The sequence below is a fragment of the Microbulbifer sp. CNSA002 genome (assembly GCF_047324085.1).
Classification (GTDB): Bacteria; Pseudomonadota; Gammaproteobacteria; order Pseudomonadales; family Cellvibrionaceae; genus Microbulbifer.
The window spans coordinates 4,993,029-5,010,661 of sequence record NZ_CP172449.1 but is presented as its reverse complement, the minus strand read 5'-3'; the positions used below and the strand labels follow the sequence as shown (position 1 = coordinate 5,010,661).

Here is a 17,633-nt window from a genome sequence, read left to right as displayed (position 1 = left end):
TTTTGTGATGGGGACAATAAAAAGTGCGTACATAAATTTAACTGCACCTTTCAGGAATAAATATTTGAGCAGATCAACGATAAAAATGGTCGATTATTTAATTTAAAAATAAGATAAATTTTCTTTTTAAATTAAGAGGTGGGGAAAAAATACCGGTTACTGGCGAGCGTTATTTGCGGCCTCTTGCAAGCAGTCTCCCCCGCAGTTTAGTACGCATGGCCGCTGTCGAGTTAATCAATCACCACTTCACTATGTAATGTTTCCGCGGAGCAGTTTTTGATTATCTCTCTTAAGGGATTGAAGATGTCATGAAATGGTAAAACAAAAAAGGGCCCAGGGGGCCCTTTTTAAAGTTGAAGAAAATACTAATTATTTCTTCGCGCGCTTGCGCATATTTTCCTGCAAAATTTTCTTGCGCAGGCGGATAAAGTTAGGAGTCACTTCTACCAATTCATCGTCTTCGATAAATTCCAGAGCCTGCTCAAGGGTGTGACGAATGGGTGGTGACAGAGTGAGTGCATCGTCGGTACCTGACGCGCGCACATTAGTGAGCTGTTTGGCCTTGGTGGGGTTTACCACCAGGTCGTTGCCACGGGAGTGAATACCGACGATTTGGCCTTCGTAGACCTCTTCGCCATGGCCCAGGAACAGGCGACCACGATCTTGTAGTGCGAACAGACCATAGGCGAGGGTTTTGCCCTTGACCATGGAAACCAGTACACCGTTGATGCGCTTGGCCACTTCACCCTGCTTCACCGGACCGTAGTGGTCGAAGATACTGGTCATAATGCCAGAACCACTGGTGATGGTAAGGAATTGGGAGCGGAAGCCGATCATGCCGCGCGAGGGCACGATAAAGGTTAGGCGCACGCGACCTTTGCCATCGGGCTCCATATTGGTGAGATCGGCCTTGCGCAGGCCCAGCTCTTCCATAATGGGCCCCTGATGGGGTTCCTCAACATCGATAACCACTTCTTCATAAGGCTCGTGGATCTCTCCGTCGACCTCTCTCTGCACCACTTCGGGGCGGGAAACGCCCAGCTCGAAACCTTCTCGGCGCATGGATTCGATCAGGACAGACAAGTGCAATTCGCCACGGCCGGAAACCTTGAACTTATCAGGAGAGTCGCCTTGTTCTACACGCAGGGCCACGTTGTGAATCAGCTCCTGGTCAAGGCGCTCTTTGATGTTGCGCGAGGTAACGAACTTGCCATCCTGGCCGGCAAAGGGGGAGTCATTGACCTGGAAGGTCATGCTCACGGTGGGCTCGTCCACGCTCAGGGCGGGCAGGGCTTCTGGAGTATCCAGGTCGCACAGGGTATCGGAGATATTTAGCTCACCCACACCGGTGATACACACGATATCGCCAGCACTGGCCTGCTCCACTTCCACTCGCTCCAGGCCGAGGTAACCCATAACCTGCAGGACCTTGGCTTTGCGCGAGTTGCCCTCGCGATCGAGAACCACCACTTGCTGGTTCGGCTTCAGGGTACCGCGAGTGATACGGCCAACGCCGATTACGCCTACGTAGCTGGAGTAGTCCAGAGCGGAAACCTGCATCTGGAAAGCGCCGGTGGGGTCAACTTTCGGGGGCTCAACCTTGTCCACAATCATCTGGAACAGCGGCGTCATATCGTCGGCCAGGTCGGTGTCGTCGAGACCGGCGATGCCGTTCAGGGCGGAGGCGTAGACAACCGGGAAGTCCAACTGCTCGTCGGTGGCGCCGAGGCTGTCGAACAGGTCGAATACCTGGTCCATTACCCAGTCGGGGCGCGCGCCTGGGCGGTCGATCTTGTTAATCACCACGATCGGGTTGAGGCCCTGCTCAAACGCCTTCTGGGTTACGAAGCGGGTCTGCGGCATGGGGCCATCTACTGCGTCTACGAGCAGCAGAACTGAATCCACCATGGACAGTACGCGCTCTACCTCGCCGCCGAAGTCGGCGTGCCCTGGGGTGTCGACAATATTGATGCGGTAGTCATTCCAGCGGATAGCGGTGTTTTTCGCCAGGATGGTGATGCCACGCTCACGCTCTTGATCGTTGGAGTCCATGACGCGCTCGGCGCCTTCGTCGCGGCGGTCGAGAGTGCCGGACTGGGACAACAGCTTGTCCACAAGGGTGGTTTTGCCATGGTCTACGTGGGCGATAATCGCAATATTGCGCAGATTCTCTATCACTGGGGGCCTCTGGGCGTTAAATCTTGGTAAGTCGGGGCGGGGGCCTGCGGGGTTTCTACAGCAGCATTCCGGCCAAAGGCGGCGATTATAGGGGGGCCGCATGACAATTGGGAGTGATTTTGAGTAAAAAATCACCGCCCCGGGGGGGTGATTGCTTTAAAACCCGCGCGGGCGGTGGTTGCCCGCGCCTTGAGCAGAAGTTACTTCTTAATGGTTTCCGGTCTGTGGGGAATCAGCGGGCGCAGCACGCCCACATTGCGAAAACCTTCGTCCAACAGGTGTGAGGCGTGCAGGCGGCTCATAACGCCTTTGGAGCAATACAGGAGGTACTCACGCTCCTGGTCCAGGTGGGCAAAGCTGTTGTTGAGACGGTAGAAAGGAATAGTCTGCACCTCACAGCCTAGCTCCAACGGGTCCAGCTCCTCTTCATCCGGGTGGCGGATATCGATAACCACTGCGCTGCCCGGCTCCTCGCGGATCTCCACATCCGGTGCTTCGCCATCGACTTCTTCGATCACCTGATCAATATTTTGCATCACCCGATTGCTGATAGCGCGATCGAGGACGGTGAAATCGAAGCGGTTTTCCTCGGACTCCACCTTTTCAATTTTGGCGCGGGTGGTGGGTTTAACCGAGATAACGCCGCAGTACTCCGGCATATTGGCGGCGAACTCTTCAGTGCCGATGGCCCGGGAGGTACGGATAATATCGGTCTTGTCGGTGGTGATCAGTGGGCGCAATACCAGGGTATTGGTAACACTGTCGATCACCGACAGATTTTTCAGGGTCTGGCTGGAAACCTGGGCGATGGCTTCACCGGTGACTACGGCGTCCACCTCCAGCTCCTTGGCGATCACATCGGCGGCGCGCAGCATCATGCGTTTCAAAATGACGCCCATATGGGAGTCGTCGACCCGCTCGAGAATCTCTGCCACGACTTCGTCAAACGGCACAGTGATAAAGCGCACCCGATGGGAAGCACCGTATTTGTTCCACAGGTAGTAGGCGACTTCTTTCACGCCCAGCTCGTGCTGGCGTCCGCCCAGGTTGAAGAACAGGAAGTGGGTGCGGATACCGCGCTTCATGGTCATGTAACTGGCCACGGTAGAATCGAAGCCACCGGATACCAGCGACAATACCGGGTCTTGCGTTCCGAGGGGGAAGCCGCCCAGGCCGGGATGCTGCTCTTCGATCACGTTGAGCTTATCGTGGCGGATCTCCAGCTTAACGGTGATGTCGGGGTTTTTCAGTTTGACTCCGGATGCCTCAGTGTTCTTGTTGAGGCCGCCGCCCACGTACTGCTCCACATCCAGGGATTGGAAGTCGTGTTTGCCGGTGCGCTTAACCCTGACGCAGAAAGTCTTGTCCTTCAGGGCGTCTCCCCATACCGACAGGGTTTTCTCGTACATGTCGTGCAGGTCGCCCAGGGGGAACTGGCGCACGCGGGAGAAGTTGGCGATGCCGGGGGTGTGAGAGAGCACCTCTTCGATACGTCCACCCAGGTGGGACACAGCATCGGGCGCGATCACATCGATCTTTTCCCAATCCTTTCGCACCTGGATACGGTCGTCCAGCTGGCGCAGCAGGCGCTGCAGGTTGTCCTTGAGCTGGCGCGACATGCGCTTGCGCACAGGGTTGCTCTTGATGGTGATCTCTGGAAAAAACTTGACGACAAAGTGCATGGGAATCCGTGGGGTACCGCATGTTGATAGAAGGTGCGGCATTATAAACTAGCCGGAGCCAAGTTGGTTGTGCACTGTTTGCGGGCGAAGCGAGAGCAAATATGTTCTATTTTGGTGCGTATTTATGTGGCTGCTCGGCCACAATACATCTATCCTGGCTGCGTCAGCACTTTGCTGGGGCTCGCACCGGCGCCAACCGGGACTATGAGGCGATTGCCCTAATTTGGCACACTCCTTGCTTTATTTCACGCCAGGTAGAGAGTGAATGCCGGCAGCGACAGCAAGGCATAGCGACCAATTACTTTTCAAGACCTGGAGGACTGCAATGTCAGCGAAAACGCTCGGTTTGATTAATGAAAGTGAAGCGAAATGGATAGACCTGCGCTTTACCGATACCAAGGGTAAAGAACAACACGTTTCCATCCCTGCGTCGGAAGTTGACGGTGAGTTCTTTGAAGAAGGCAAAATGTTCGATGGTTCTTCCATCGCCGGTTGGAAGGGCATCAACGAATCCGACATGATCCTGATGCCGGACGACGAGACCGCTTTCCTCGACCCCTTCACCGATGAGAGCACTGTTATCATTCGCTGTAACATCGTTGACCCAATTACCGGTCAGGGTTACGAGCGAGATCCTCGCTCCATCGCATTGCGCGCTGAGGAATACCTGAAGTCCACTGGTCTGGGTGACACCGCTCTGTTCGGTCCTGAGCCCGAGTTCTTCGTATTCGACGATATTACCTGGGGTGCTGAAATGGGCGGCGCCTTCTACAAGATCAACTCCGAAGAAGCAGCCTGGTCCTCTGGTCACAACTTTGCCGAAGGCAATATTGGTCACCGCCCCGGCGTTAAAGGCGGTTACTTCCCGGTTCCTCCGGTGGATTCCCTGCACGACGTTCGCGCCGCTATGTGTTCTGCGATGGAACAGATGGGCCTGCGCGTAGAAGTGCATCACCACGAAGTAGGTACTGCCGGCCAGTGTGAGATCGGCGTTGCCGCCAACACCCTGACCAAGAAAGCGGACGAAGTACAGATCCTCAAGTACGCTGTACACAACGTTGCCCACGCCTACGGCAAGACCGCGACCTTTATGCCCAAGCCGCTGGTTGGCGATAACGGTTCCGGTATGCACGTTCATCAGTCCTTTAGCAAGGATGGCGTAAACCAGTTTGCCGGTGACGCCTACGCTGGTCTGTCCGAAGCTGCTCTGTACTACATCGGCGGTATCGTTAAGCACGCTCGCGCCCTGAACGCGCTGTGTAACGCTTCCACCAACTCTTACAAGCGTCTGGTACCTGGCTTCGAAGCGCCGGTAATCCTGGCTTACTCTGCGCGCAACCGCTCTGCGTCTATCCGTATTCCTTTCGTGCCCTCCCCGAAAGGTAAGCGCATCGAGACTCGCTTCCCGGACCCGACCGCCAACCCGTACCTGTCTTTCGCCGCGCTGCTGATGGCGGGTCTCGACGGTATCAAGAACAAGATCCACCCTGGCGATGCTGCGGACAAGGATCTGTACGACCTGCCGCCGGAAGAGCTGGCTGAGTACCCGACTGTCGCTTCCAGTCTGGAAGGTGCCCTGGATGCTCTGGACCAGGATCGCGAGTTCCTGACAGCCGGTGGTGTATTCACTAACGATGCTATCGATGCCTACATCGAGCTGAAGCGTGAAGAAGTAGAGCGTCTGAACATGACCACTCACCCGGTCGAGTTCGATATGTACTACTCCGTGTAATGGCGACCGGCATCACCGTGATGCCGTCGAGCCGTTCTCGAAAAGCCCGCGCCACCCTGGTGCGGGCTTTTTTATTGCGAGTACACTGTCAGCCGGGACTTGAGGGCTCTGTGGTCTGCAGCAGCAATAAATGGCGCCAAAAGTATGAAAGTCCCTGTACCTGAAATGGGGGGAGTCGCAGGGTGGCTAATAGAATGTTGGGAATTCAAAAACTACTGAAAGCTGTTTTATTGGCTTTGCCCATAGTAGCTGTTGTGGCTTTCGCAGAGACTGGGGCCATATACAAGATAGTGGGTCCCGATGGTCAGGTAACCTTTAGTGACACGCCACCTCCAAATGGAAACTTGGAGGAAGTTGAGTTGGCACCGATCAACATCCAGCCGATCGCTTTACCTCGACAGCTACCCTCAAGAAAGCTGTCGCCAAACGGCAAAAATAGGGGTTCCGGGGCTGTTTCTATCCAGATTGTGAGCCCAATTAATGAGGCTACTATCCCCCCTGGGCAAACCCTGATTGCGCTTGAGGTGCAAGTAACTCCAGCCTATCCAGAAGGTTCGAGCTTCTATGCGGTTATTGATGGGCAGCGCTGGCAGGGGAGTTCTGACGGTAATGCTCTAGATATCTCGGCTCTTGAACGTGGAACACATACTCTGCAGGCCGTCTTAGTGGGTTCAAATGGGCGGGTTCTGGCTCAATCCCGCGTGGTCACAATTTACGTGAAGCGACCCATAGCCAGGGGTTGAATACTGGGGGGCGAAAGCCCCCTCAATCTAATTGCCCTCTCACTTCTAACCCTCTCCTAATTCCGCTTGTTTGTTTTTTGACCTGCGCACCGTTATGGTGCATTCTGCCTGTGACTGGCGGCATCTCATTTTTTAAGCTGAATAACTCGCTATGCCACTGCAGCTAACTGCGCACCGATTGTGTCCGGTTGAAGTTGTTCCCGCCTGCAAATGCCAGCATATGCGCCATTTTGGTTTGCTTTTTGCACTGACTAGATACAGCGCTAGTTTGCTGGGGGTGACCAAAGGGAGTTTGGTCAGAGCCTCGGAATGAATCGGAAATTTTGTGAATGCTGAATGATCGCCAGTTGCGCCAATTACTCGATAGCCTGACTTCCGCAGTGTTGGTGCTGGATGAAAACTTATCGCTTTGCTATTTGAACAATGCTGCTGAGGACTTGTTGGCCGCCTCCAGTACCCGGGTTAAAGGCTCGAAGTTGGAGGAGGTGGTGCGAGAATCTCCCACTGCCTATGAGGCTATGCGGGAAGCATTGCGCAAAAATGAGAAGTATACAGTGCGCCGGGCCAGTTGGAGGTTGAACAATCTTGAAACCCGGACCGTGGATTACTCAGTCAGCCCGGTCCCCGAGTTTTCTGTGCTACTTGTGGAAGTGCAGCCGATGGATCGCCTGTTGCGAATTGCCAGGGAAGATGCACTGCTCAGTGCCCAGGAAACGACACGAAACCTGGTTCGCGGTATGGCCCATGAGGTCAAGAACCCCCTCGGTGGTATCCGTGGGGCTGCACAACTATTGCAGCGCGAGTTGCCGGACCGGGAGTTAGACGAATATACACAGATTATCATCGAGGAAGTGGATCGCCTGCGCAATCTGGTTGACCGTTTATTGGGACCACGCCAGCCGGTAGTACTGCAACCGGTTAATGTGCACGAGGTTCTGGAGCGGGTTGCCCAGTTGCTGGATGCTGAGTGTATCGGTGAGCTTCAAATTCGCAGGGACTACGATCCGTCTATTCCCGATGTCCCCGCCGATAGCGAACAATTGATTCAGGCGCTGCTTAATATTGCCCGCAACGCCATGCAAGCCATCGATGAAAGTATTGGCCTCAGTAGTGGGGAGATGGTATTGCGTACGCGTATCCAGCGCCAATTCACCATTGGCCGCCGCAACTGTCCATTGGTCTGCCGTATAGAAATTGAAGATAACGGCCCGGGCATACCGGAGGATATTCGCGAGCGGATATTCTTCCCGATGATCTCCGGCCGCGCCGAGGGTTCAGGCCTTGGACTTTCAATTTCCCAGAACATTATTAATCAGCACAAGGGGCTGATTAAGTGTGACAGCCAACCCGGCCGTAGCATTTTCCAAATTTATCTGCCCCTGACTACCGAATTAGCTAATACAGGAACCTAGAGAATGAGTAATCGCGTTTGGATTATTGACGACGACAGATCAATCCGCTGGGTGCTGGAGAGAGCGCTATCGCGTGAGGGAATTGATACCCAGTGTTACGAGAGTGGCGACCGCGCCCTGGATGATTTCTATAGCGATTCACCGGATGTAGTAATCAGTGATATCCGCATGCCGGGCTCCGATGGCTTTAAATTGTTGCAGCGTTTCCAGGCTGAACGACCGAGCCTGCCGATAATTATTATGACTGCGCACTCGGACCTGGATAGCGCGGTAGCTGCTTACCAAGGGGGAGCCTTTGAATACCTGCCCAAGCCATTTGATATTGATGAAGCCGTAGCGGTAACCCGGCGCGCATTGATGCACGCTAGCGAACAGAGTGCTGAAGAGCGGGTTGAGCCGGAAAATGGTCAGGGTAGTAAAGAAATCATTGGAGAAGCGCCGGCGATGCAGGAGGTGTTTCGCGCGATTGGCCGTTTGTCTCATTCCAACATCACCGTTTTAATCAACGGTGAATCCGGTACCGGTAAGGAGTTGGTGGCGCAGGCTCTGCACAATCACAGTCCGCGCAGGGATAAGCCATTTATTGCATTGAACATGGCGGCTATACCCAAGGACCTGATGGAGTCTGAATTATTTGGCCATGAGAAAGGGGCCTTTACCGGTGCCAGCTCCCAGCGTGCCGGACGTTTTGAACAGGCCAATGGTGGCACCCTGTTTCTAGATGAAATTGGTGATATGCCCGCAGATACGCAAACCCGGTTATTGCGCGTGTTGGCTGATGGTGAATTTTACCGTGTCGGTGGCCACACCCCGGTCAAAGTGGATGTGCGTATTATTGCGGCGACTCACCAGGATCTGGAAGAGTTGGTATGTCAGCATAAATTTCGCGAGGACCTGTTTCACCGCCTGAATGTTATTCGCATCCATATTCCAAGACTCGCGGATCGCCGTGAGGATATTCCGCGATTGGTGAGGCATTTCTTTAATGCTGCGGCAAAAGATCTGGGGGTGGAGTCAAAGATCCTAACCAAGGAAACTGAGGAGTACCTCTCTGGGCTGGATTGGCCCGGTAATGTACGACAACTGGAAAATACCTGCCGCTGGATTACCGTGATGGCCTCTGGGCGCGAGGTGCATATTGAAGATTTGCCACAGGAGTTGCATCAGCAGGGCGCGACGACAGAAACACCGGCAGACTGGCAAAAAGCACTGCGCTTGTGGGCTGACCAGGCCCTATCCTCTGGGCAGCGCGAAATTTTAAATGAGGCTGTTCCCGCATTTGAAAAAGCGTTAATAGAAATTGCGCTTAAGCATACTGCTGGGCGTAAACGCGATGCAGCTGATCTATTGGGATGGGGTAGAAATACCTTGACACGGAAGCTAAAAGAATTGGAGATCGGTGGGGAATAAAGAGAATTTGTGCTTGGGGAAAACTTTTCTCCAAGCACATTTTTCAATTAAAATAGATTGCAGCTGGTTTTAGATATCTACTTTTTTAAAGCGGCCAATGAAGCCGTTTTTATAATCTGTCCGGCCTTCTTCTAGTCTTGAAGAGAAGGTTTCAAGGTAAGATTCAAGATAGTATATATCCTCATCGGTATTGATAAGTCGTAATCGCCTTTTTTTCCATAGTATGCAGTCTTCAGATTGTCCCTCGCAGGATGGCAGGTAAGCAGCAGTGGAATTCTCCTCCGTTTCCAGATTTGGATCATAGTAGTGGTTCGAAACTATTGAGCCGTCTGCTGCTATCTCCCACGAGCCTTTGCGTTCATCCGTCATCCAGTCATAGTCAGAAAATGGATTGAATGGATCGAGAGGGTAGGTAAATTCTTGTTGAATAGTTCCATTATCGGAATAAACGATTGCCCAAATATTGGGAGTTGGAAATGAAGTGTGAGTCTCCACTCTTAATGGAGGAGCCTCAAGTGGTGTGTCATTTTCTTCAACCAAAAAACTAGAAAATATATCTGTTGTGCCATCGCTACCTGTGCTAACGGCAATGACCCTGGTCGCATTTCCGAATGTACTCGTGGGAATGTAACGTGTTTGTTGGCCACTTTCGTAGTTTATGACTAATTCATTAGTTAGAACTGCTGAAAATGTTTCTTCTTCTTTTAGATCCGGACCAAATTTCTCTTTACCAGTATTCTCAGAGTCCATGCTGAACTTTCCAGAGAAGTAGTTGCAGTTGCAGTTTTGGTAGAAATTTGGATGGTAAGTTTTAGTTGAAAAGTGACTGGGAATTGATTCCCAGGAGGCGGAATAACTTGTATTTATGGTGTTTAAGTATCTTTTTTCGCTATATTCATATTGCTCCCCGCTCTGGCTTGTACAAGTGCTATTGAGGTTGATCTCCAGTACCTGGCTATATGGCGTCGAATAAATATGCCTTGTATTAAAGTTGCTGTTTCGAATATCTATACAGTTATGAAGGCTGAACCTGCCCCAGCTTACTCCGTCAGCTATTTGTCCATTAATGTCACCGTCCTCATTCAGTGACAGAGTGAACTCTCCAATTCCAATAAAACTAGCTGTGCCGGAATTTTGTAATTCTTCCTTGAGTTGTATGACCCCGGGTATTAAATTGTCGCTGCCTGAGCTTCCAGTCAAAAAGATTGTTTCTAAGGATTCATTCAGCCTGTAATTCTGTTGGTGAGAGTAATTATTGTCTAGGATTTTCAGTAGAAGCTCATCTGCATACTCTTGATTTGATTGAATTATGTCTTCTACATAGGCTTTTGAGAATGAATAATCTCTGATGAAGTCTGTCGTATTTGAATATCTATCTTCGAGAAAGAAAAAGTTCGTGTTGTCTGAGAACTCTTCATTAATTGCACCTTTTAGGAATATAGCTAAATTAATAGCATCCTCCATAGGCACTTCGAAAATATGTTTTTTTAGGCCTTCAGTGGTTGTGATTTCACTGTTGTTGTTTGATATCTCTGCAAGATTGGAGATCGACGCTGATAAGCTGTTTAACACTAAACCCGGGTTATTGTTGAGGTAGCTTACTTCATTATTTATTGCTTGGCTCGAAAGTTCACTAAATGACCCAGCATAGGATTTAAAACTATAACTCCAGTCATCTGAGACCGCACCCTGCGCAATTATGGTTACTAGCTCGTCGCTATGCCCGCCTTCTATTTCAACCGTGAATTCATTGTTGTTTGTTTGCTCGGCAGTATATTGGCTTTCGCCAATGCTGACTGTTATTTCTGGAAACTCAGAGAAGCTTTCATCAAAGACTCCATGTAGGGTAATTGATGGTACTTCTGGTGTCGGCTCTGGGCTAGATGAATTGCTTCCATCTCCGCTACATGCACTAACAAGAATCGATGATGCTGCCAGTATTGTTAGGTGTCTGGTCAGTTCCTTCATAACCTCTCTCTATATTCAATATTAATTATTGGCCGTATGATACCTTTGTGAAGTTAAATTGCACGGCATAATAGTGGTACGCATGCATTAAGTTATATAGCTAAGTTTTCCTTTTATTTTTTTATGAGCTTATGGGGTCGATTAACTCAGCTATTATTATTTTTATTAAATGCTTTATGTGAGCAATCCACAGGTGTTATATGACTCGAGATGAATTGAAAGTCGTTGATGACGTTCCATTCTTGTTTTGGGTAAAAGATAAAAGTGAGAGATATATTTGGGGTAACCAAAGGATATGCGAATTGGCTGGAGAGGATGTGGTTGGTAAAACTGATGTCCAATTGGCCTGGGCAGAGAATGCCAAAGCGTTACGTGAGGCTGATCAGCGTGTATTTTCCTCAGGGGAGCCCGATTACCTTCTCGAACATGTCGTTCAATCTAGCCTGGGTGAAGTTAACCTAAGTGTGTGTAAGTGGCTGGCGGATTTTGAAGGAGAGCAATGTTGTTTTGGAATTTCTTTTTCTATTAAAAAGTGATTTTGCAATACAAATAGCCCAAAATTTGAGCTATTTGATATTTATAGTAATTGATCTGGATTACCCTTCAGGTTGAAACTTTTTTAGTTCCCAATTCACCAAGCGTTCGCGCTATATCCTCTGCGCTGGTTGCCGGTTTAATATCCTTGTCAATTTTTTTAATTCGGCCATCTTTACCGATATAAATGGTAACGCGGCGGGCGATATTCATTACGGGAATAAGTACATCGTACGCTTTAGCCGTTTCACCGGTGGGGTCACTGAGTAACGGGAAGTCCGCTTCGCTCTCTTCAGCAAATCGGGTGTTATCGTCAAGATCATCTGTACTGGCCATAAAATAGGTGACTTCATAATCTTTGATTAAGTGACCGTTTTGGGCGAGCGATTTACACTCTATGGTGCAGCCACGGGTGAATGCCTTGGGAAACCAGGCGATCACAACAGCGCTTTTTCCCTGGAGGTCCGCCAATGTGTGGGTTTGGCCATCAGACCCCTTGAGAGTGAAATTTGGCGCCATTTCACCTACTTCCAGAGCGAGGCTGGGAAGGCTGATAAACGCAGTAATAAAGAAGATCAGCAGATATTTCACGAATATTTCCCTTGTAGTTTACCGATACGCCTATGCTACTGCCCTAAGGTCTAACTGGCCAATAGCTCAGCTATAACTGCTATGCTTTATGCGCCAAAGTAAGAATATTGGTGCGTCAATGCACCGTTATGGACTTGCCGTTTTGCAGGGGCTTAAATGCGCTTTGACAGCCTTTTCTATACTCTGCCACTTCCACTGATCTATACCATTTCAGTTGCCGTAGTGCTTTGCGCTTTAGCTGTGGGGATTTATCTGGGGCGGCGGCGGGTAGTGAATGCCAGTATCAAGGAGGATTCTTCCCTGGGCAGTGCGGTAGCTGCCACTTTGGGCCTAGTCGCATTCGTTTTGGCATTTACCTTTAATATGACAGCCGACCGATTTAATGAACGCAAGGCATTGCTGTTGCAGGAGGTCAATACCATCCAGGCCGCATATTTAAATGCGAGCTTTTTGCAATTGGATAAGCAGAATAAGGCGCGAGACCTAATAGCTGAATATGCAAATCTCAGGGATATTGACCCATCAATCGCCGTCACTCCGGAAGATGTAGCTCGCAGTGAGGAAATTCACCAGGCTCTTTGGCGTTTGATCGAGGCGCACATCGCACAGGATTACAACGCCGATTATTTACGCCAGTTTGCCGAGCAGGTTAACGGGATGGTAGATCTGCACCGTGCCAGGGTTGTGGTTGGGCTGCAATACCGTATACCGGGTCCACTCTGGCTCTCCCTGTACTTTATGACCATTTTGGCGATGCTGGCAATTGGATACCAGTTGGGTATAAGTCGCGGGGGATCTGCCCAGGTAGTTATAGCTTTGGCCCTGACTTTCTCAACAGTGATTTTACTGGTGGCGGATTTGGATCGGGCAAATGAGGGAGCACTGTTGGTTGATCAGTCGCCGATGAGCGATCTCAATTTGCAGCTGAAAGAGCTACAGGAGGCTGCCCACTGAGCTGTTGTGCGAGCTGACTTTGTATATTAATTGGGTGGGGCGGAATTAAGGCTTTTCCGCCCCGGGGAACAGGTTAAAGATCTTCAGGTTTTTGTGGCATTAAGACATCTTCGGGATGCACAAACTCACGCATAAAAATTTCCCAGAAGGCGAGGAATAGTGCAGCGAGAAGGGGGCCTATCGCAAAGCCACTGATTCCAAACATAAACAGACCGCCGACAGTGGAGAAAAGCACTAAATAGTCGGGGAGTTTTGTGTCTCGACCCACCAATATTGGGCGCAACAGGTTATCTACCAGACTGATCACGGTGAAACCATAGGCGAGTAAAATCGTTGCCTTCATGGGTTCGCCAATAGCATAGAGGTAAATAGAAGCGGGGAACCAGATCAATGCGGCACCGACGGCGGGCAACAATGACAACAGTGTCATTAATACACCCCAAAGCACCGGTGCCGGTAGACCCAGCACCCAGAAAATAATTCCGCCCAAGCCGCCCTGGGTAATAGCGACTACCAGATTTCCTTTAATGGTTGCGCGAGTGACTTCAGCAAACTTTGCCAGTAAAAGGTGCTCGCGCTCATCACCCAGTGGTAGGGCATGGATAATCAGGTTTACCAGCCTTTCGCCATCGCGAATCAGGAAGAAGGTGAGGTAAAGCATTAAACCCAACATAACGAAAAAGTTAACAGTATTCTGTCCGACCTCAATCGCATTTTTTGCGACGAAGCTACCGGCATTCATCACTCCACCCATCAGGCGCTGCTTGGCCTCCTCGACATCCACGCCAATACTTTCGAGCGTGCTGTTAACCCTGGGGAAAGCACTGCGAATCTGTTCAAAGGATTTAGAAACATCAATTTGTCCTTCCTGGATCCGGTGATACAGAGTTACCGCTTCATTAATAAAAGAGGTGGCCACTACCAATACGGGTATCACCAATAGAACGATACACATAAACAGGGTTAGCAGAGCCATTAAATTAGGCGAATTGGGAAAGCGCTGCATCAGCAGACGGTACACGGGGTAGAAAATCAGTGCGGTGGCACAAGCCCAAAAAATAGGGGTAAAGAAGGGTTTTATTAGGAGTAAAAAAGCTACGCTGACCAATAATAAGGTCAATATAAATGAGCGCCTTTCCAGTTTTTCTTGCACTGCGACTTCCTCTGCTTCTCTTTCGGCAGCCCAGTGGTAGGGCGCCTAATTTTTGCTCTATCTAAGCAGATGCAGTGGGGTTTTACCAGCGCCTATATCCGCACGTATCCACGTGAAATCGAATGCCCCGATAGATTCCGAGGCCCATTTGCCACTCGCGGCCGTTGCGCTTGTGGATATCCCTCAGTACGGGCACCAATTGCTCTCGGGAGAACTTCTTTTTCGGAACTATATCCAGCCCGCAGAAATGCAGATGTTTACTTCCCTTGGAACCCCCGGCCTTACGGTTGTAATCCACTGTGCGCCACCCGGAGACCACTGTTACCGGGCCGACGCGGGGCACTATTTCCCGCTCGATTACCCGCAGAGTATTTACGATGCCCCACCAGAGCTCCTTGGGAGGGATGGCGAATGCGGGTTCGTCCAAATCCTGCCAGTCACTGCCCTGACGCAATAGCTCATAGGGTTGCACAACCTGTTCAACCCGGTTGGAGCGCAGGAATTTTTTGAGTTGAGTAAAGCGTGCATGGTTATTGCCTTTGCTCAGGAAGCGGCTGAATGCCCTCTCGGAAGCTGCCGGATAGCCCTGGATATCGTAAACCTCCGGGATCATTAGCAGCGGTAGGATATCGATAGGGGATTTCACCCGGTCATCAGCCTCGCGCGCTCGTTCGTAAGTAAAAACAAATAGACCGGTGAGAATTGCCAGTGCGATTGACCCAATGATGATGATCCGCCGGCGCAGTTGACGCTGGCCGATTTCTACGCACTCTTTGTTACTTTGCATAACCATCGGGCAGCTCCCTCAATTACCAGGTGCGATAGCCACAGGTATCGACATGAAACAGGACATCGTCAATCAGGCCCATCCCGACATTGCTATCGGGACCGAGGCGTGCGTGCAGTGTGCTTAGCTCTTCAGCGAGTTCGTTTTTACCGATATTGGAATTCGGAATTAAGTCCAGCCCGCAAAAGTCACGGTGGCGGGGCTGGTCTTCGGTCGCAAGTTTTCGGTTGTAGGCATCAGTGCGGTAAGCGGAAACCACAGTGACAGGGCCAATTAGCGGTATTACCTGGTCTCGTACCAGGGTGAGGGTTTTCACAATATTGGACCACTGGTCCCTGGGTGGTATGGCGAATGGGGGTTCCCCCAGTTCCAGCCAGTCCCCCCCCTGTCGCAGAAGATCACGAATAGGAAAAACCTCAGCGACACCCCGGTCCCGAAGCAACTGATTGAGTGCTTGTACGCTGGAGCGGTTACTGCCCTCTCGCAGGAATTTGTTAAAGGACTCCTCGTTGGCGAGGCGATAGCCACGCTGCTCGACATAGGACTTCTCTTGCGAGGAGAGGAATAGATAGAGCCAGAGGGTAAACAGGATGGCACTGAGTATTAAAGTGAGGGCACTGACGACCACCCGATTGACTCTTTGCCCGGGCGGCCTGTGTGGGAACAGAGTTTCGAAGCGAGTAAACGAGTTACCTGCGGACATAGTGCTCGCGACTGCTGCTGAGAGAGTTTTTCCTCCGACGCTAAAATCGTCGGCGCCTGTTTACTCACTATAGCCGCAAAAATCGACGGGCTGCGGGCTTGGGATCAGCCACAAAAAAAGCCGCTGGTCCCGGGGGAGCAGCGGCTTTTGGGTCACGGACAGCGCACTGTGCCCGACAACCTCTACTTAGGCTTTAGGGCCTGCATTTTTAACGTCTTCGCTGACATTGAACTTCTCAATGTTCTCGGCGAACAGCTTGGCCAGCTTGCCTGCCTGATCATCGTAAGCAGCTTTGTCAGCCCAGGCTTCACGAGGGTTCAGGTAAGACTTGTCCACGCCGGGCACTTCCATCGGGATATCCAGGTTCAGGGCATCCAGGTGCTCAGTGGCAACGCCTTCCAGGGCGCCGCTCTGGATAGCGGCAACGACAGCGCGGGTTACCGGAATCGGGAAGCGCTTGCCGTTGTCGCCGGAGCCGCCGGTCCAACCGGTGTTTACCAGGTAGACCTTGGAGCCGAACTCTTCAATGCGCTTCATCAGCAGGTCTGCGTATTCGCGCGGTGCACGGGGCATAAACGGCGCGCCAAAGCAGGTGGAGAAAGTCGGGTGGATACCGGCCTCTGCGCCCAGTTCGGTGGAGCCTACGCGGGCGGTGTAGCCAGACAGGAAGTGGTAAGCCGCAGCCTCTTTGGAGAGGATGGATACCGGTGGCAGTACGCCGGATACATCGCAAGTCAGGAAGATAACATTCTTTGGCTCGCCGGCGCGGTTTTCCAGCTGACGCATTTCAACGTGTTCCAGCGGGTAGGAGCAGCGGCCGTTTTCAGTCAGGCTGGTGTCGCAGTAGTCAGCAGTGCCGTGATCGTTGGTTACCACGTTTTCAACGATGGCGCCGAAGCGGATGGCATCCCAGATTACCGGCTCATTTTTCTGGCTCAGGTCGATGGTTTTCGCGTAGCAGCCACCTTCCATATTGAAGACGGCACCCTTGGTCCAGCCGTGCTCATCGTCACCGATCAGGTAGCGCTCGGGATCCGCGGACAGGGTGGTCTTGCCGGTACCGGACAGGCCGAAGAACAGGCAGGTATCGCCATCTTCGCCGACGTTAGCCGCGCAGTGCATTGGCATTACGTCTTTTTCTGGCAGCAGGAAGTTCTGTACGGAGAACATGGCCTTCTTCATTTCGCCGGCGTAACGCATGCCGGCCAGCAGTACTTTGCGCTGGCCGAAGTTGATAATTACGCAGCCTTCGGAGTTGGTGCCATCGCGCTCGGGCTCACAGACAAAGTGAGGAGCGTGCAGGATTTGCCACTCTTCCTTGGACTTGGGGTTGTACTTTTCGGCGCGGATAAACATGTTGCGGCCGAACAGGTTGTGCCATGCAGTTTGGGTGGTCACTACCACTGGCAAGTAGTGGTCTTCATCCTGGCCCACATGCAGGTGCTGAACAAAAGTATCGTGACCAGCAACAAAAGCCTCTACACGATCCCACAGGGCGTCAAACTTATCCTGCGGGAAAGGACGGTTGACGTTGCCCCAGGCGATGCTGTCGGCAGTGGAGGGCTCTTCTACAACAAAGCGGTCAGCCGGGGAGCGACCGGTGCGTGCGCCGGTTTCAGTCACCAGAGCGCCTGTATCTGACAGCTTGCCCTCGCCGCGCGTCAGAGCCTGCTCTACCAATTGTGCCGGTGATAGGTTCTTGAAGACCATCGCGGAGTCGTCGATCTGTGCCATTCGTGGAATACCCGTGAAAGTTGGACAGTAAATAAAATGGGGCTGCCCAAGG

The 17,633-nt window shown here is 51.6% G+C and carries 14 protein-coding genes; 6 read left to right on the top strand and 8 right to left on the bottom strand.

The genetic code is table 11. The features are described from left to right. Positions 1-369: 369 nt before the first annotated feature. Together typA and thiI are read right to left on the bottom strand one after the other, a co-directional pair. Entirely contained in the window at positions 370-2,178 is a 1,809-nt protein-coding gene (typA, locus tag ACG1BZ_RS22120) for a translational GTPase TypA (protein ID WP_282930811.1), read from the bottom strand. Positions 2,179-2,378: 200 nt separating this feature from the next. Beyond that, the gene (gene thiI / locus ACG1BZ_RS22115) at positions 2,379-3,860 is read right to left on the bottom strand and encodes a tRNA uracil 4-sulfurtransferase ThiI (RefSeq protein ID WP_413663717.1); all 1,482 of its coding nucleotides are present in this window, start codon (positions 3,858-3,860) and stop codon (positions 2,379-2,381) included. Between the two features lie 325 nt (positions 3,861-4,185). On the opposite strand from thiI, the gene glnA reads away from it, so the two are divergent. From glnA to ntrC, 4 genes are all read left to right on the top strand, one after another. Beyond that, the gene (gene glnA / locus ACG1BZ_RS22110) at positions 4,186-5,592 is read left to right on the top strand and encodes a glutamate--ammonia ligase (RefSeq protein ID WP_108734896.1); all 1,407 of its coding nucleotides are present in this window, start codon (positions 4,186-4,188) and stop codon (positions 5,590-5,592) included. Positions 5,593-5,774: 182 nt separating this feature from the next. Continuing rightward, a complete protein-coding gene (locus tag ACG1BZ_RS22105; protein WP_413663716.1) occupies positions 5,775-6,335 on the top strand; it encodes a DUF4124 domain-containing protein in 561 nt (186 codons plus the stop codon). 329 nt (positions 6,336-6,664) lie between these two features. Further along, a complete protein-coding gene (glnL, locus tag ACG1BZ_RS22100) occupies positions 6,665-7,747 on the top strand; it encodes a nitrogen regulation protein NR(II) (protein ID WP_413663715.1) in 1,083 nt (360 codons plus the stop codon). Between the two features lie 3 nt (positions 7,748-7,750). After that, entirely contained in the window at positions 7,751-9,157 is a 1,407-nt protein-coding gene (ntrC, locus tag ACG1BZ_RS22095) for a nitrogen regulation protein NR(I) (protein ID WP_413663714.1), read from the top strand. Positions 9,158-9,226: 69 nt separating this feature from the next. On the opposite strand, the gene ACG1BZ_RS22090 is transcribed toward ntrC, so the two are convergent. Beyond that, the gene (locus tag ACG1BZ_RS22090) at positions 9,227-11,125 is read right to left on the bottom strand and encodes a hypothetical protein (RefSeq protein ID WP_413663713.1); all 1,899 of its coding nucleotides are present in this window, start codon (positions 11,123-11,125) and stop codon (positions 9,227-9,229) included. A 200-nt stretch (positions 11,126-11,325) separates the two neighbouring features. On the opposite strand from ACG1BZ_RS22090, the gene ACG1BZ_RS22085 reads away from it, so the two are divergent. Continuing rightward, positions 11,326-11,661 carry a PAS domain-containing protein gene (locus ACG1BZ_RS22085; RefSeq protein WP_413663712.1) on the top strand — a complete coding sequence of 112 codons (336 nt, stop codon included), beginning with the start codon at positions 11,326-11,328 and terminating at the stop codon, positions 11,659-11,661. Positions 11,662-11,728: 67 nt separating this feature from the next. On the opposite strand, the gene ACG1BZ_RS22080 is transcribed toward ACG1BZ_RS22085, so the two are convergent. Further along, positions 11,729-12,250 (bottom strand): peroxiredoxin family protein, encoded by a 522-nt coding sequence (locus tag ACG1BZ_RS22080; protein WP_413663711.1) that lies wholly within the window; start codon positions 12,248-12,250, stop codon positions 11,729-11,731. Positions 12,251-12,406: 156 nt separating this feature from the next. Between ACG1BZ_RS22080 and ACG1BZ_RS22075 the strand changes: the two genes are divergently transcribed. Beyond that, complete coding sequence (locus ACG1BZ_RS22075; RefSeq protein WP_413663710.1) at positions 12,407-13,204, top strand: hypothetical protein; 798 nt, start codon at positions 12,407-12,409, stop codon at positions 13,202-13,204. Positions 13,205-13,277: 73 nt separating this feature from the next. Here ACG1BZ_RS22075 and ACG1BZ_RS22070 read toward each other — a convergent pair whose 3' ends face one another. The 4 genes from ACG1BZ_RS22070 to ACG1BZ_RS22055 form a co-directional block, all read right to left on the bottom strand. Then, positions 13,278-14,357, bottom strand: a complete 1,080-nt coding sequence (locus ACG1BZ_RS22070; RefSeq protein ID WP_413663709.1) for an AI-2E family transporter — start codon at positions 14,355-14,357, stop codon at positions 13,278-13,280. 82 nt (positions 14,358-14,439) lie between these two features. Continuing rightward, positions 14,440-15,150 carry a D-Ala-D-Ala carboxypeptidase family metallohydrolase gene (locus ACG1BZ_RS22065; protein ID WP_413663708.1) on the bottom strand — a complete coding sequence of 237 codons (711 nt, stop codon included), beginning with the start codon at positions 15,148-15,150 and terminating at the stop codon, positions 14,440-14,442. Between the two features lie 16 nt (positions 15,151-15,166). Continuing rightward, positions 15,167-15,847 (bottom strand): hypothetical protein, encoded by a 681-nt coding sequence (locus ACG1BZ_RS22060; protein ID WP_413663707.1) that lies wholly within the window; start codon positions 15,845-15,847, stop codon positions 15,167-15,169. Between the two features lie 186 nt (positions 15,848-16,033). Further along, positions 16,034-17,581, bottom strand: a complete 1,548-nt coding sequence (locus ACG1BZ_RS22055) for a phosphoenolpyruvate carboxykinase (RefSeq protein WP_282930824.1) — start codon at positions 17,579-17,581, stop codon at positions 16,034-16,036. Positions 17,582-17,633: the final 52 nt, after the last annotated feature.

Bases quoted from the DNA above. Each gene is read 5' to 3' on its own strand.
- ntrC (WP_413663714.1), top strand. From the start codon at position 7,751: ATGAGTAATCGCGTTTGGATTATTGACGACGACAGATCAATCCGCTGG.
- ACG1BZ_RS22090 (WP_413663713.1), bottom strand. From the start codon at position 11,125: ATGAAGGAACTGACCAGACACCTAACAATACTGGCAGCATCATCGATT.
- ACG1BZ_RS22075 (WP_413663710.1), top strand. From the start codon at position 12,407: ATGCGCTTTGACAGCCTTTTCTATACTCTGCCACTTCCACTGATCTAT.
- thiI (WP_413663717.1), bottom strand. From the start codon at position 3,860: ATGCACTTTGTCGTCAAGTTTTTTCCAGAGATCACCATCAAGAGCAAC.
- glnA (WP_108734896.1), top strand. From the start codon at position 4,186: ATGTCAGCGAAAACGCTCGGTTTGATTAATGAAAGTGAAGCGAAATGG.
- ACG1BZ_RS22055 (WP_282930824.1), bottom strand. From the start codon at position 17,581: ATGGCACAGATCGACGACTCCGCGATGGTCTTCAAGAACCTATCACCG.
- ACG1BZ_RS22065 (WP_413663708.1), bottom strand. From the start codon at position 15,150: ATGGTTATGCAAAGTAACAAAGAGTGCGTAGAAATCGGCCAGCGTCAA.
- ACG1BZ_RS22085 (WP_413663712.1), top strand. From the start codon at position 11,326: ATGACTCGAGATGAATTGAAAGTCGTTGATGACGTTCCATTCTTGTTT.
- glnL (WP_413663715.1), top strand. From the start codon at position 6,665: ATGCTGAATGATCGCCAGTTGCGCCAATTACTCGATAGCCTGACTTCC.
- ACG1BZ_RS22060 (WP_413663707.1), bottom strand. From the start codon at position 15,847: ATGTCCGCAGGTAACTCGTTTACTCGCTTCGAAACTCTGTTCCCACAC.